Origin of the sequence: Pseudoalteromonas sp. Isolate6 (genome assembly GCF_022398435.1) — a bacterium.
Taxonomy (GTDB): domain Bacteria; phylum Pseudomonadota; class Gammaproteobacteria; order Enterobacterales; family Alteromonadaceae; genus Pseudoalteromonas; species Pseudoalteromonas galatheae.
The window spans coordinates 1-13951 of the sequence record NZ_JAKEVK010000121.1 but is presented as its reverse complement, the minus strand read 5'-3'; the positions used below and the strand labels follow the sequence as shown (position 1 = coordinate 13951).

Genomic DNA, 13951 nt, shown 5'->3' with positions numbered 1-13951 from the left:
TTATAATATTCGTTATCAAATAAAGGATAATGTGTATGTCTATAAATAACAATGCGCTATCAACGTACCGGCTGTTGAAAGCTACGGCAGAAGTAGCTGAACAATCGCTTGCTGGTCGTATTCAACATTATAGAGCTCATCTTAAAACTGAAGAAAAAGAGCTCAGAACTTATACGCAAAAGGCTGCCGCAGATCTACTTGGTGTAAATAATAGAACACTAAAAAGACGTCATGACCAAGGTGACTTTGATACCATTAATATAAAGAAAGGTGCAAACGGTCATTATGCATACACATTAGCAAATATCTTCGCTATGGCAGATGTTCTGGGTGTAAATGCAGATCAACGAAAGTCTAACGATAAATTACAAGTCATTGTGATCAATAGTTTGAAAGGTGGTTGTGGTAAAACAACAAGCTTGGTGAATATCGCTGCGGCACTAGCTACAACTAATATTAAGCGCTATCGCATTGGGATCATTGATCTCGATCCACAAGGATCATCATCAAGCTTTTTTCCATCGAATGATCATGAACCGATCACGGTTGGTGATCTAATGAGAGATTGCATTGAATTAGATGAAGGTGAAACATGGAAAGATCTTGTCTCTAACTCATTCCAAGAAACCCACATTCCAAATATTCGTGTACTACCTTCAGGTATGGATGACTTTTACTTTGAACATGAAACAGCAACAGAGTTAAAGGAAAGTTCAAGCTACGAAAAGACACGTCATTACCATAAGCTTAAAGAGAAGGTTATAGAGCCCGTACAAGACGAGTTTGATATTATCCTAGTAGATACCGCGCCTTCTCTTAATTTTATGTTCTATAACGCATTGATGGCGTCTACGGCGATGTTAATACCTGTACATCCAGAGGCTGTTGACTTCGACGCTAACAATAAATACCTGAAGCGTCTTGGTGAGATATACCATACTGTTGCTGCTCTTGGTCACGAAGGCTGGGACTTTATGCAATTTTTAGTCACTAACTATGTTAAAGGCAACCATTCTCAGCGTGATATCGTTAAAGATGTACGTAGTGCGTTTGGCCGTCAAGTAATGAGCTATCCAATCAATCACAGCTCTGCAATTACGGCGAGCTCTTCATCATTTAATACAATTTTTGACCAAAAGACTTCAGATAGTTTAGCAAGTCGTGAAGCATTGCTAAAAGCGCAAGAAAATATCAAAGATGTGGTTGATGAATTAGAGATGCTGATCCGTTCAAATTGGCCTTCAACACAATCTTCGCTAGCAGAATAAAAAGGTATTAATAATGGCTAGAAAACGTAAAAATGATACACGAATAGATCCTTTTGCTACTGCGGTTGAGGGGAGTAGTCTCGACGATCTTTTAGATCAGGCTAAAGTAGGCGACGTGGTTACTATGCCTGCGCCAAGCGATCCGACAAAAACCATAGTACTAACCTGTGAAGTAGTGCCGTTTAGTGAAATTGAGAGTAAAACCACCGTATATGGGCAGAATCGCCGCGAGCAATCTTTATTAAGCGAAAAAGCAGTCGCAGATATATTACCTGCCATTAAAAAAGATAAGCGAAATCTCCACCCTGCTCTATGTTGGCATCACAACGGCAAACTTCACGTTTTATCAGGCTCAAGACGCCGTAAAGCCTGTTTGCTGGCCGAAGCAGATTATGTGGTGTTGAGCTCGAAAGACTTTAGTGACGAAGATGCAAAAACATTAGCGGTATCTTCCGATCAATACATCGCTCCAAGCCTTTGGGAGTTAGGTAAAGCTTATTTTGACACTAAGCAAAACTTGATCGAGCAGGGCCAAAAAGGATCGTATCGAGAAATCGCAGCCGTGGAAGGCGTTTCTCACACAGCTATTGCTGATGCGTTGAAAGCTTATGAAAGCATTCCGGTCGAAGTATTACAGTTGTATCCAACGGCAAATCATTTGGGTCGTGAAGCGGCTAAAAAGCTCATTACTGCAAAGCAAGAGCAGCCTGACCTGTTTTCAGAGCAAATTGCTGCGCTTAAAACGCAAGACTTTATGGCAGAAGAGATGTCAGATGAGAAACGTGCTGTTCAGATCACTAAATTCTTAACTACATTCGGAAGTAGCGATTCTCGCGTCGAATCCATGTTAGAGAACGACTACATTCGAGTGCAAAGAAATCTAAAAAGCGGTGATGTTACCGTGAAAATAGATAATCGAGTATTGACTGATAAGCGTTTAGAGCAATTGCAAAAGTTGCTAAGCAGCTATAACTAAGGTTCGTACAAGAATTGCTGAGTTGGTTGAATTATCAAGCAACTCAGCGCTTTTTCTACCCAGTTGACCTCCAACCAGTGCTTTTTTAACGAATTTCTCGCATTTCTCTCTTTAGCTCAAATCACTAATTTCATATACTGGCTCTTTATTTCAATTTTGACGTGCATTTAATGTCTTCGCAGTTATCTAAAGAGCAACTTTTCGCTTTATTTGAAGAAATCAAACAGGAACAAGCTAATCAATTTCCTTTGTCTGAACGTTTTCTTCGTCAGTACTTCAATTCAGCTTTACTTACGAAAGCTAAGGAGTATTTACAAGACGAACAAGTCTGCTACCTCCAACACAGCGAAAACTTTGCGCAAATTGACGCGCAGGTATTGGGAAATTATGGCAATACCTTCACTCAACACATCAAAATAAACCAATCACAAGGTACGGTTTCGGTTGAGGCAAACTGCTCTTGTTCGAATAATCCTAAATGCCGACACATTGCTGCAGTATTGCTAAAACTTAAAATCGAACATTCTGGCGGCTTTGGTGAAGCCTATTTGGTTAATGATTGGTTTAATGAACTCGGGCAGTTGCAGCAAGTAGATAAAGCAGACGCGGAAAACGTCTTGCTCTTCGTATTAGAGCCTCGGGCAAACGAAGTCCTTGTAAACCCTAAGGTATCGCCAAATCGGCCCGACGGTGTTTACCCTCTGGGTCGAGTGCTAACAGAACAGCAGCTCAATAGCCAAGTTGCGCCAGCTGGCTTACTAGAAAACGATTTCCGCTTGTTTAGCTGGATCCGCTCGCAAAACACACCAGGCCACTTTGAGCTATTTGGTGCTTGGGGTTTCAATGCGCTAACACAATTGGTACATACTCACCGCTGCTTTTATCGTAACCAGCGCCAACCTTTGGAGCTTGGACACAAGCAAACGCTAGATTTTTATTGGCATCAAGAAGGCAATGAATACCAACTTAAAAGCCGCCTTGCGAATGTTGAGCATTGGCGCTTGATTAAAACAGAACCTCCTGTGTATATAGATACAGAGAACTTGATCGTTGGCCGAATAGAGTCAGAGCTTACCGCGCAGGAAATCGCCCACCTTCATACTATGCCTACAATAACGGCAGAGAAGCTAGAGCAGGTGATGGCGCGTTTCCAAGATATCTTTACGGATGATGTCATTGCGCCTCCTGCTGGATTTTCGCAGTTAGCGAGTAAGCAATCTAATGTCGCTAAGCTTATAAAACTAGATAGGCCAAATAAAATTCGCTTTGCAATTGAGCCACTTGGAAAAGGCGCGACGAAAAAGCAGTTAGCAAGGTTAGAGCAGGTACTTACAGGTCTGGGTTTTGTTCATGAGGGCGACGAATTCTTATTACCAACCGAGGATGGCGTTGAAGTCCATTGGTTTAACAGGGAGATCAGGCCGCTTTTACAGGGTAAACGTTGGGTTGTTGACGAGTTGCCAAGCAATGGCCTTGTTGTTACACCAAAAGTGCTGTTAAGCCTCAAACGAGATAAACAACATCATGTGCTCGGAAAGGTGATGTTAGATGACAAGCCCGTTACGCTCAACTGGGATAAGCATCCGGTTCATGAGCTTAACAACCTTGCCCATGAATATCGCTACGTCGAAATCGGTGAGCAGTTCTACGCCATAAGCAAGTCCGTATTTGATGAATTGCTGGAGCTTAAATCTCGTTTTAGTTATTACCTTTCAAGCTCACAATTTAAATTTCCGTTGTCGTATGCCAAAAAGCTGTTTGAATTGGACCATATTCATACCGACTCTGACGATCACAAGCTACTTGAGTATCTCGCTGAGCTAGATAAACCAATAGAAAGTCTTGAAGTGATCCCTGCCAGCGAAGGGCAGAGCTTCACCCTACGAGATTATCAGGTGCAAGGCGTTAATTGGCTTAAGTTCCTCAATCGTCATCAGTTAGGTGGCATTCTAGCCGATGATATGGGCCTTGGAAAAACACTTCAGGTTATTGCTTACTTTATTTCTCAGCATAATACGCTGGTGACACAGCCAAGTTTAATTGTCTGTCCAACGAGTTTAGTAGGGAACTGGCGTGACGAATTTAAGCGTTTCGCTCCGCATTTACCACTTACTATTATTCATGGCTCTAATAGAGAGGAAGCACTCACTAACCTCTCTGGTGCGCGATTTATTCTAACGACGTATCCGCTACTTAAGCGCGATGTGGCGTACTATAAAGGGCTTGATTTTGATTCCATTGTGTTGGATGAGGCGCAATATATAAAAAACGAAAGCGCACAAATATCTAAATGCGTAAAAAGCCTATCCGCCCGTTTCAAGCTTTGTTTAAGTGGCACACCGGTAGAGAACAACTTACTCGAGCTTAAATCGTTGCTTGATTTTGTGATGCCAGATGTGCTGGGCACCAAGCAACAGTTTAAGCAACACTTCCAGATCCCAATTGAAAAGGAGCAAGATCGCCCTCGAGCTCGAGAACTTAGATCGCTGATCGCGCCGTTTATTCTTCGTCGTACAAAAGCTGAGGTGGTGAAAGAGCTACCCAATAAGACAGAGCTCATCAAAGAATTAGAGTTCTCTGATGAACAACATAAATTATATCAAGGTGTTCAGCACCAAGTAGAAAGCAAATTGCTCAATCTATTTCAGGAACAAGGTGTAGAAAGAAGCAAGCTGGCGTTCCTCGATGCCTTGTTAAAGTTACGTCAGATCTGCTGTCACCCACAATTGGTCGATAAATCGCTGACCGACCAACACGGCGCTAAATTTGAGTGGCTTGCACAACACCTGCCTGTGCTACTCAGTGAGGGCCGTAAGATAATTATCTTCAGCCAGTTTACCAGCGTGCTAGATCTCATTGCTGAGCAGTGTCAACAGCAACAGTTGAAATACACTATGCTGACAGGGCAGACCAGACAACGGGATAAAGCCATTGAGGCGTTTACTCAAGGCAAATGCAATGTCTTTTTGATAAGCCTAAAAGCAGGGGGAACTGGTTTGAATTTGACTCAAGCAGATACGGTTATCCATTTTGATCCTTGGTGGAATCCTGCGGTGGAAAATCAAGCGACAGATCGTGCCTATCGTATCGGACAAGATAAGCCGGTATTCGTGTACAAGCTGATTATGGCGAACTCTATCGAAGAGAAAGTGTTTAAGATGCAACGCGATAAACAAGCCCTTGTTGACGCTCTGTTTGCTGAGTCTGGCGTTAATCTTGGTCAGTTTGATGAGTCACAGATGCTCGCGCTGATAAAAAATTAAAAAAATTTGGAACTAATCAACAAAGCTGAAGGTCTATGATAGTGCTTGTTGTGGCATTGTTGATGCAGTGAGCATATGTTGATTTTCCCCCTTTGTTACTGATTGTAATAAGCCAGCTTAATTAAGCTGGCTTTTCTTTTGATAAAAAAACATCATTCACTCCATTTTTATTCCATAATCTCACGCTTTAATAGCTATAACGGAGAAACGCCATAGACTAATTAGGATAACGTTATGCTTTGCAACGATGCGACAATTTCACACTTAAACTTTATTGAGACACAATCAGAATCAGACTATGATCTACTTAATGAAGTTGCGAGTTCAGACGACTTGTCTAGTATACTTACCATGTTACTGTTCGATGACACGCTTTCAGACAAATTAAAGCGTCAAGTTAGACAGCAATTGAAAAAGTTAAAAGCAAAGAGTAAATAAATCCTATGTCTACCCCATCAAGAATCTTGCTCGTCGAAGACGACCAAGATATTGCAGAGCAGGTGCTGTTATTTTTTAGAGCATCCGGTTTTGAAATGTTTCATATTGCAGACGGTGCAGAGGTTGTACCTTGGGTAAAGGTAAACCAACCAGATGCGATCTTGATGGATATTATGTTGCCGAACCAAGATGGCGTAGAGTGTATGCGTCAAATTCGAGAGTTTTCTGAAGTACCTATTGTGATGCTGACTGCCAAAGTGGCAGAAGCAGACCGTTTACAGGGCTTAGAAGTCGGCGCAGATGACTATGTATGTAAACCTTTTAGCGCTGCTGAATTAGTGATGCGTATGAAAGCAATCTTACGCCGTTGTGTAAACTCCAATGCGTATCAAAAGCCTATCGAAGTAAATCGCGAAGAATTAACGGTTAAACTGAATGGCAGTACATTAGGCTTAACCAAAGTTGAATTTGATGTTTTTGCACTTTTATATGACGCACCAAATCGTGTCTTTTCAAGACAGCAAATTCTTGATTATATTCAACCGGATAACTTTGATATTTCGGATCGCGTAATCGACAGCCACATTAAAAATATCAGAAAGAAAATCAAAGGATTAGATTTATCTCCGAAAATTGTAGAGTCGGTATATGGCGCCGGATATCGCTACAATGGTCAACAGATCACTGAATGACTAAGTGATTGAAATTTATATCTAAGGTATTATCAAAGCAGAAGAACCGATGAGATCTCAATATGCTTTGGTCAATGCTCTCTAATACGCCTGCATGGTTTAGTCTTGCGCTATTCGCAGGCGGTGCGGCTACTCTACTCCCCGTTGTTTGGGTCATGCGTAGCACTTTCAAAAATCAACTCAATACTCAACTCGCCTCCGAGCAAGCACTTAGGTCACAACTAAGCCAAGCCGAGCAACTCGCTGAGCAATTAAGAGCGCAGCAACTACAAAGTCATGGCCAACAGCAGCAATTGCAAGCAAGGTTAGCTGAGCGTCAACGGCAAGCCGCTGAATATCAGCAGTTGTGGCAGCGAGAGCTCGATGCTAAGGAAGAAATTCAAGTGCATGCTCATGAGTTAGAAGTTGAAATGGCCAATCTACAAACCTTGCTGGAGCAAAAGCAACTAAGCTTTGAGCAGCAGCTTGCGCAGCTTGAACAAGCGAAAGTCCAGCTTAAAGAAGAGTTTCACAATCTCGCGAATCAAATATTTGATGAGAAAAGCGAGCGTTTTAGTCATCAAAGTAAAGAAAAAATCCAGCAGTTGTTGCAGCCAGTACAAGGTGAATTAAAGGGCTTTAGAGATAAAATGGAAGCCATTCATAGTGAAGAGCTGAAGCAACGGGCGTCATTAAAAACTGAATTGTTGCACTTACAAGCCAACAATAAAGCCATGACTGAGCAAGCAGATCGTTTGACCACCGCATTACAAGGGCAAAAGAAAGCACAAGGTAACTGGGGCGAACTCATGCTTGAAAATGTGCTAGATAGCGCTGGGCTACGTCCGGGGTACGACTATCAGCGAGAAGTAAACTTTAATACCGACGAAGGCAAGTTTCGCCCTGATGTCGTGGTTTACTTACCGCAATCTCGTCATCTGGTAATTGATGCTAAAACCTCATTGAATGCCTATACACGATATATCAACGCCACAACCGATAGTGAAGCGAATCAAGCCATTGTGGCACACACCGAAGCCATCACTGCAAGGATCAAAGAGCTGGGTAGTAAATCTTATGAGCGCTTACCTGGTCTTAACTCCCCAGAGGTGGTCATTATGTTTATCCCTGTGGAATCTGCATTTGTTGAGGCGGTTAAGCATAAGCCAACACTTTATCAGGATGCTTTACAAAACAATGTATTGGTAGCAACGCCAACAACACTTTTAACCAGTCTTAATATAGTCAAACAGCTATGGCGTTTTGAAGAGCAAAGCAAACACACCAGAGAGCTGGCGCTCCGTGCTGAAAAGTTTTATAACAAGCTCAATAGCTTCCTACATAGTATGGAAGGCGTGGGCAAACAGCTTGATAAAGCAAAAGAGAGCTATGAACGCGCGTTTTCTCAGTTGTATATGGGTAAAGGCAACTTAATTAAGCAAGCCTCTGAATTTAAAGAGCTAGGTGTTGCTGTAGTCAAAGAGCTACCCGAAGAACTCGAAGAAAAAGCCAAACTTGAGCTCGAGCCGGTAAGTCAGCTTGGCAATCACGACAGCTCGAAATAACCTTTGAAATCCAAAAAGCAAAAAAGGCCCATAGGGCCTTTGAACGAAAGATAAAAGAATTTAATATCAGATGATTAAGGTGCCTTGCACTTGGCATAGTCGCTGTGGCGTGGCGTATCCGAATACAAGTGCATATAAAGCGCAAATTGGCTGACATCACGCCAAACGTTGCTACTGGCCGGTGGGCACAGTGATTGCTCGATATAACCTTTCAGTGCCTGTCCCGTTAATGCAAGTTTAGTCGGGATACGGATAAACACATTGATGTCATCTTTACTGGTTTTTAAATGTGAGAACTGCCAGCTTCCAACCATATACTGTTTGGTAAAGTAGCGATTGATACGCATTTGGGATTCTTGACTAAGCTGCTGAATGGGTGCTTCAGGCATTTCTGTGATAAGTGCCCATGCACTGACCAGTGAAATCATAGTGGCTAGTACAAAAGTCCAGATCACAGCTGGCGATAGTTTATTTTTTGGCTTTATTTGAAGTTGCTGTTGGTTCGCTCTAGATTCAACAATTTTCAACCATTCAGCATGTTTTAGCGTCCGTTGTGTCATGGGTACTCTCCGTTTCTGCATGCTGGTATTTAAGCGCTTCAATGTGGAGTAAAGATGGAGTGAATACACATCAGACCAGAGTCTTATGAAGCATAAGGTAGATCTAAAAATTCTTTATTATCAATGAAAGAATAATTCTAAAATCCGCATCCTTTCTGATATGAGATTACTTAATCTTAAGCTGGTATTGAATAAGTAAGTACCAACATTGTAGTCGTAAGTTGAATAGGTATCGTACTGTATTCTGTGTTATTTACTGGGGTACCTTGTTCAGTCTTGATTTATCTTCATATTGACTAAATTAAGTAATAATCGGTCTTTTACAGACTCTGCGTTCAACATATTCACGGGACAAACTATGCAATTTATTAATAACAAGCTGGAAAACGCTGTTCGCAAGCCACTCTCGTTGGCTGTCGGTGCTGCGCTTCTTTCAACTATTTCAATTCATGCGCAAGCGGAAAGTAACAACACTGAAGCCAAAGAAAGTGTTGAAGTCATCGAAATCACTGGTACGCGAAGAAGTCTTCGTAGTGTTGCTGAGAGTACAGTGCCGGTAGATGTCATCTCTTTAGAAGATATGCAAAGTACAGGTCAGCTGGAGCTGAGCCAAGTACTCACTACGCTCGTACCTAGTTTTAACTTCCCAAATTCAACGCTGGCGGATGGTACGGATCACGCTCGTCCGGCAGTGCTTAGAGGTTTAGCACCGGATCACACCTTAGTGCTGGTAAATGGTAAACGTCGTCATGCCGGCGCATTATTGAATTTAAACGGTACTGTTGGTCGTGGTTCAACGGCGGTTGATTTAAATACCATTCCAGCTGCTGCGATTAAGCGTATAGAAGTCTTACGTGATGGTGCTGCTGCTCAATACGGCTCAGATGCCATTGCTGGCGTTATTAATATCGTGCTTAAAGATGCCGAAGAAGGCGGTAGTATTAGCGTGACCTATGGTGAGCATGATACACAGATGGCAGGTGTACCTGATTTATTACAAACTCGTGCAAACGCAGCAGGCGATTTAGACTTTGTATTAGGAGATGACCGTAAGCGTAATGATGGTGGTACTACAACAATTGGTGCCAACATCGGTTTTGCTTTAGGTAATGATGGCTTTATTAATCTGTCTGCTGAATATAGAGATAAAAAACCGACTAATCGTTCAGGCTTCGATCCAAGAGAGCAATATGCTCGTGATGAAAATGACCAACTTGACTCAAGAGAGTTTTCATTCGATCGCTACAACCACCGTTTTGGTAAAGCCGAAGTGGAAGACTTTGCACTATTTTATAATGCGGGTTACAGCTTAGATGCGGAAACCGAACTTTATTCATTTGGTAGCTACTCGACACGTGAAGGTAACTCCGGTGGTTTCTATCGTCGCGCAAATGACAGTCGTAACCTAACAGCGGTATACCCAGATGGGTTCTTGCCTCAAATCGTCAGCGATGTAGATGATTACTCGTTTGCGCTTGGTGTCAAAGGCACTCAAGGTGAGTGGGATTACGATATCAGTACAAACTATGGTGTGAATGACTTCGCTTTGGGTGTCGTAAATAGTTTGAATACTTCGATGGGGGTAACAAGCCCGACTGAGTTTAATAACGGCGCTTTAGTCTATTCACAGTGGCTCGTGAATGCTGATGCTAAAACGGCATTGGATTTAGGCTTACCGGATGACGTATTTTTCACTATTGGTGCAGAATATCGCCGCGAAACCTACGAAATTGAAGTCGGTGAAGAAGCTTCTTACCTCACCGTGCTTGATGTTGAAGGTAATCCCGTTGCGGCTGGTGGTGCGCAAGTACTCGCTGGTTTCTCACCAGCAAGTGCTGTCGATGAATCTCGTCATAACATCGCTTTATTCGCAGAGTTTGATACCTACTTAACGCAGGACTGGAACGTCGTCTTGGCGGGTCGCTTTGAAGATTACAGTGATTTTGGCAGCACTTTCACCAGTAAACTGGCATCGCGCTATGTGGTGTCGGATAACTTTTCACTACGTGGTGCAGTAAGTACAGGTTTTAGAGCGCCTTCATTGGCTCAAACGTCCTATAAATCAATTGCTACGGTATTTGAAAATGGCGTACCGAGTGAAGTTGGTCACTTCCCTGTTGATACTCCTGCTGCAAAAGCGCTGGGTGCTCGAGAGCTTGAGCCGGAAGAGTCGGTCAATATGACGGCGGGTTTTGTTTTTACATTGGATGCGTTCTCATTTACCGTGGATGCTTATCGCATTGACATCGACGATCGCATCGTACTTTCTGAGAACTTGGGTGGTCCTGAGGTCATCAATATTTTGCAGCAAGCGGGTGAGCTCAATACGCAAAGTGTAAGGTACTTCACGAATGCTATCGACTCGCGCACTGAAGGTGTGGACATCGTAGCGACGTATAGTTTTGATCTTGCCGACTACGGTGATCTGCGTTTAAGTGCCGCGCTAAACATCAATGACACTGAAGTTACGCATGTAAAAGCAAATCCTGCTGAGCTTGAAGCCCTTGGTGACAGCTACGAGTACTTTGCTCGTCGTGAAATTGCACGATTTGAAGATGGAACACCAAAAGACAAATGGAACTTAGCTGCAATTTGGCAATTTGGTGATTGGCAGACGACATTACGTGCCACACGCTATGGTGAAACGGTAGATTCTTCGAGCGCAGTAGAAGGCGATGAAGTATTAGACGCTAAATGGATCACTGATCTAGAAGTGGCTTATAACCTCGGTGACCACTGGAAGTTTGCAGTAGGCGCTAACAATCTATTTGATCAATATCCACAAGATACTGTTAGTAATATTGGTTATACAACGTTTAATCAGATCTTCCCGTACTCTGCGTTTTCGGCATATAACACCGATGGTCGTTTCGTGTATGGCAATATCAGCTATCGTTTCTAAGCAAGCATAGAAAGTCAAAAGGCCAAGCATCTGCTTGGCCTTTTGTACTTTATGCTGATACATCTACCGCGTGAGGTAAGTTTATCTGAATACACAAACCGCCATACTTCCCTGACTTCACTGTGATTTTTCCATTCATCGCTTCAATCAAGCTCTTACAAATAGATAAACCAAGACCTGAGCCTCCTGTTGCACGGCTTCTCGATGCTTCGACACGATACAGACGTTCAAACAGTTTGTTTTGCTCGGCCTCAGATACGCCTGGTGAGCTATCATCTACTTGTAGAAATAGTCCTTGCTTATTGACCACAGCTTTAAACCTTACCTTGCCGGGTTTATCTGTATATAAACATGCATTTTTAGCAAGGTTATCGATAACCCTATCCAGCTTCGGTTTATCAATGTAAATACTCATATCATCGACGTGAATGTCGGCGATAAATTGCAGCTGATTACTTGTTACTAATCTTTCAATATCGTACACATAGCTTTGGATAACCGTTTTCGCGCCATGCTGCTGGGGATGGATAACAAGCGCGTCATGATCAGCTTGAGACAATTGATATACGTTCGAGATCAATTCATTTAGCTGATTTATCTTGTTGTTGATCTTGGCATATGCAATCGTGCTGTCATCAATAAGATTGTGTTCCATCGCTTCGATATGGAGTTTTAAGACACTGAGTGGCGTGCGTAACTCGTGGGAAATATCGGCCAGCATTTTATCTTTATGCTCAATATTCAATTGATACATTTTTGCTTTTAGCGCCGCATTTCTATGTTTGACGACAAAAAAACCGACTAGAAATAATCCAGCTAAAAAGGTCGAGATTGCAGTGATCACCCACATTTGTGTGGATAGCTTGGCATTTTCTAAGTTAACCTCGGTTATGGCTTGTGCAGAGCGGGCTTGCTCAAGTTGTTGAGATTGAATAAGCGCGTCAATACTGGCTTTATAGGTACTTACTTGTTTTTCCAGTAATGCTTCATGAAGTCGAGCCTGTAGTTCTGAAGTCGACTTCAGAAATTGGAAAGCTTGAGCGTATTCATGATGTGCAGCAAGCGTTATCGCTTTAAGGCGATGATATTTTTCGAGCAGCAGCTCTGCCGTTTCAATTTCGGTTAGAGCGTCCAGCTTGGTGAGTAGTGTTTTTGCTTTGTTTACTTCTTTGCGTTTTAGCCTAACTTCTAACTCCGTCAGGTAGGCGTAAAATTGTTGCAGTGTTGAGCTGGTTTGAGTGGCATATTCAATGCCTGCAAGTGCATCTGATAACGCATTGTCTAAGTCTGCCTTGGCTATATGGATCAGCGCTGAGTTACGATATGCCCTAGCGAGTGAAACCCTAGCATTGAGTTCTTTTAGAAATTCAATGGCCTCTTTTGTTTGCGCTAATGCTTCGTCCGTTTTACCATTTTTAAACTTTAGCTCTCCCAAGCGAAGGGCTGTGCCAGCGACGTTGCGTAATTCTTTTGAAGCTTTATCTGCAACGAGAGCTTGTTGGAAGAAATACTCAGCATTCTCCTTATCTCCCATACGCACAGAAATATCACCAAGATTATAAAAATTAGCCCCTTGCTTTTCGTACTGATCAGTTCCTTTTAGCAATTCATATGCTTTTAAGTGGTATTGCATAGATTGCGCAAGCAAATTTCTATGGTCGGCAACTACACCCAGGTTATTATAGGTTTGCGCAACTAAATTTGATTTATTCATTGCTTCGGCTGAAGAGAGTGCTTTTAAGTAAAAAGACTCGGCCTTTTCAAGCTGGCTTAAGTGACGATAGTTAATACCTATCTCTCTGTATACATCATACTTACGTGCTTCGGTAAGAAAAAATTGCTTTTCAATATAACTAAGTGTAGATATTGATTTCTCGTATAAGTCCTGCTTTCGATAAATCATGGCCTGCAAATAAATCGCTTGATATCGCGTTTCTTCTTCTTCACTGACGCTGGCCGTTTCAATTTTAACTAAGGCTTCGGTGTATTTTCCTGCCTTTTCTAAATCTTCTATTTCCTTGATAACTGTATTCCCAGCCTGGCAATGCATCGCTGTAAGCAGTGCTACTGCTTTTATTAAGTTCTTAATGGGGGTCATGTATCAACTTCAACGTACTATAATCAGTTTTATAGTTTTACATGGAAAAGTGGGGTAAATATGGAAAGTGTAAAGGGGGTTTACAGCAGAATGAAGTGCTTATAAATCTGAGGTTAGTCATATTTTGGTTTTTAGTCAAAATAAACTCAGAACAAAATTTTACTAAGTAAGTTAGTAAAAATGTGACCTGTCGCTGGTTTAGTTAGTAAA

At 42.2% G+C, this 13951-nt stretch carries 9 protein-coding genes; 7 read left to right on the top strand and 2 right to left on the bottom strand.

Translation table 11 applies throughout. From position 1 onward, the window contains the following. Positions 1–35 precede the first annotated feature (35 nt). The 6 genes from L1D50_RS15330 (at position 36) to rmuC (ending at position 8181) form a co-directional block, all read left to right on the top strand. Positions 36–1268, top strand: a complete 1233-nt coding sequence (locus tag L1D50_RS15330; RefSeq protein WP_128727062.1) for an AAA family ATPase — start codon at positions 36–38, stop codon at positions 1266–1268. Between the two features lie 13 nt (positions 1269–1281). Continuing rightward, the gene (locus tag L1D50_RS15325; RefSeq protein WP_128727061.1) at positions 1282–2244 is read left to right on the top strand and encodes a ParB N-terminal domain-containing protein; all 963 of its coding nucleotides are present in this window, start codon (positions 1282–1284) and stop codon (positions 2242–2244) included. 170 nt (positions 2245–2414) lie between these two features. Further along, positions 2415–5507, top strand: a complete 3093-nt coding sequence (locus L1D50_RS15320) for a DEAD/DEAH box helicase (protein ID WP_239966344.1) — start codon at positions 2415–2417, stop codon at positions 5505–5507. A 234-nt stretch (positions 5508–5741) separates the two neighbouring features. After that, positions 5742–5945, top strand: coding sequence for a hypothetical protein (locus L1D50_RS15315; RefSeq protein WP_128727059.1), 204 nt, complete (start codon positions 5742–5744; stop codon positions 5943–5945). Between the two features lie 5 nt (positions 5946–5950). Then, complete coding sequence (locus L1D50_RS15310; protein ID WP_239966343.1) at positions 5951–6637, top strand: response regulator; 687 nt, start codon at positions 5951–5953, stop codon at positions 6635–6637. 62 nt (positions 6638–6699) lie between these two features. Further along, positions 6700–8181, top strand: a complete 1482-nt coding sequence (gene rmuC / locus L1D50_RS15305; RefSeq protein WP_239966342.1) for a DNA recombination protein RmuC — start codon at positions 6700–6702, stop codon at positions 8179–8181. A gap of 74 nt (positions 8182–8255) precedes the next feature. On the opposite strand, the gene L1D50_RS15300 is transcribed toward rmuC, so the two are convergent. After that, a complete protein-coding gene (locus L1D50_RS15300) occupies positions 8256–8741 on the bottom strand; it encodes a hypothetical protein (RefSeq protein ID WP_128727056.1) in 486 nt (161 codons plus the stop codon). Positions 8742–9099: 358 nt separating this feature from the next. Between L1D50_RS15300 and L1D50_RS15295 the strand changes: the two genes are divergently transcribed. Then, on the top strand, positions 9100–11643 hold the full coding sequence (locus L1D50_RS15295; RefSeq protein WP_239966341.1) for a TonB-dependent receptor: 2544 nt from the start codon (positions 9100–9102) through the stop codon (positions 11641–11643). 49 nt (positions 11644–11692) lie between these two features. Here L1D50_RS15295 and L1D50_RS15290 read toward each other — a convergent pair whose 3' ends face one another. Continuing rightward, positions 11693–13741 carry an ATP-binding protein gene (locus tag L1D50_RS15290; protein WP_239966340.1) on the bottom strand — a complete coding sequence of 683 codons (2049 nt, stop codon included), beginning with the start codon at positions 13739–13741 and terminating at the stop codon, positions 11693–11695. Positions 13742–13951: the final 210 nt, after the last annotated feature.

What these genes read in the sequence shown, in the direction of transcription:
- L1D50_RS15320 (WP_239966344.1), top strand. Translation starts at nt 2,415, where the DNA reads ATGTCTTCGCAGTTATCTAAAGAGCAACTTTTCGCTTTATTTGAAGAA.
- rmuC (WP_239966342.1), top strand. Translation starts at nt 6,700, where the DNA reads ATGCTTTGGTCAATGCTCTCTAATACGCCTGCATGGTTTAGTCTTGCG.
- L1D50_RS15325 (WP_128727061.1), top strand. Translation starts at nt 1,282, where the DNA reads ATGGCTAGAAAACGTAAAAATGATACACGAATAGATCCTTTTGCTACT.
- L1D50_RS15290 (WP_239966340.1), bottom strand. Translation starts at nt 13,741, where the DNA reads ATGACCCCCATTAAGAACTTAATAAAAGCAGTAGCACTGCTTACAGCG.
- L1D50_RS15330 (WP_128727062.1), top strand. Translation starts at nt 36, where the DNA reads ATGTCTATAAATAACAATGCGCTATCAACGTACCGGCTGTTGAAAGCT.
- L1D50_RS15300 (WP_128727056.1), bottom strand. Translation starts at nt 8,741, where the DNA reads ATGACACAACGGACGCTAAAACATGCTGAATGGTTGAAAATTGTTGAA.
- L1D50_RS15315 (WP_128727059.1), top strand. Translation starts at nt 5,742, where the DNA reads ATGCTTTGCAACGATGCGACAATTTCACACTTAAACTTTATTGAGACA.
- L1D50_RS15310 (WP_239966343.1), top strand. Translation starts at nt 5,951, where the DNA reads ATGTCTACCCCATCAAGAATCTTGCTCGTCGAAGACGACCAAGATATT.
- L1D50_RS15295 (WP_239966341.1), top strand. Translation starts at nt 9,100, where the DNA reads ATGCAATTTATTAATAACAAGCTGGAAAACGCTGTTCGCAAGCCACTC.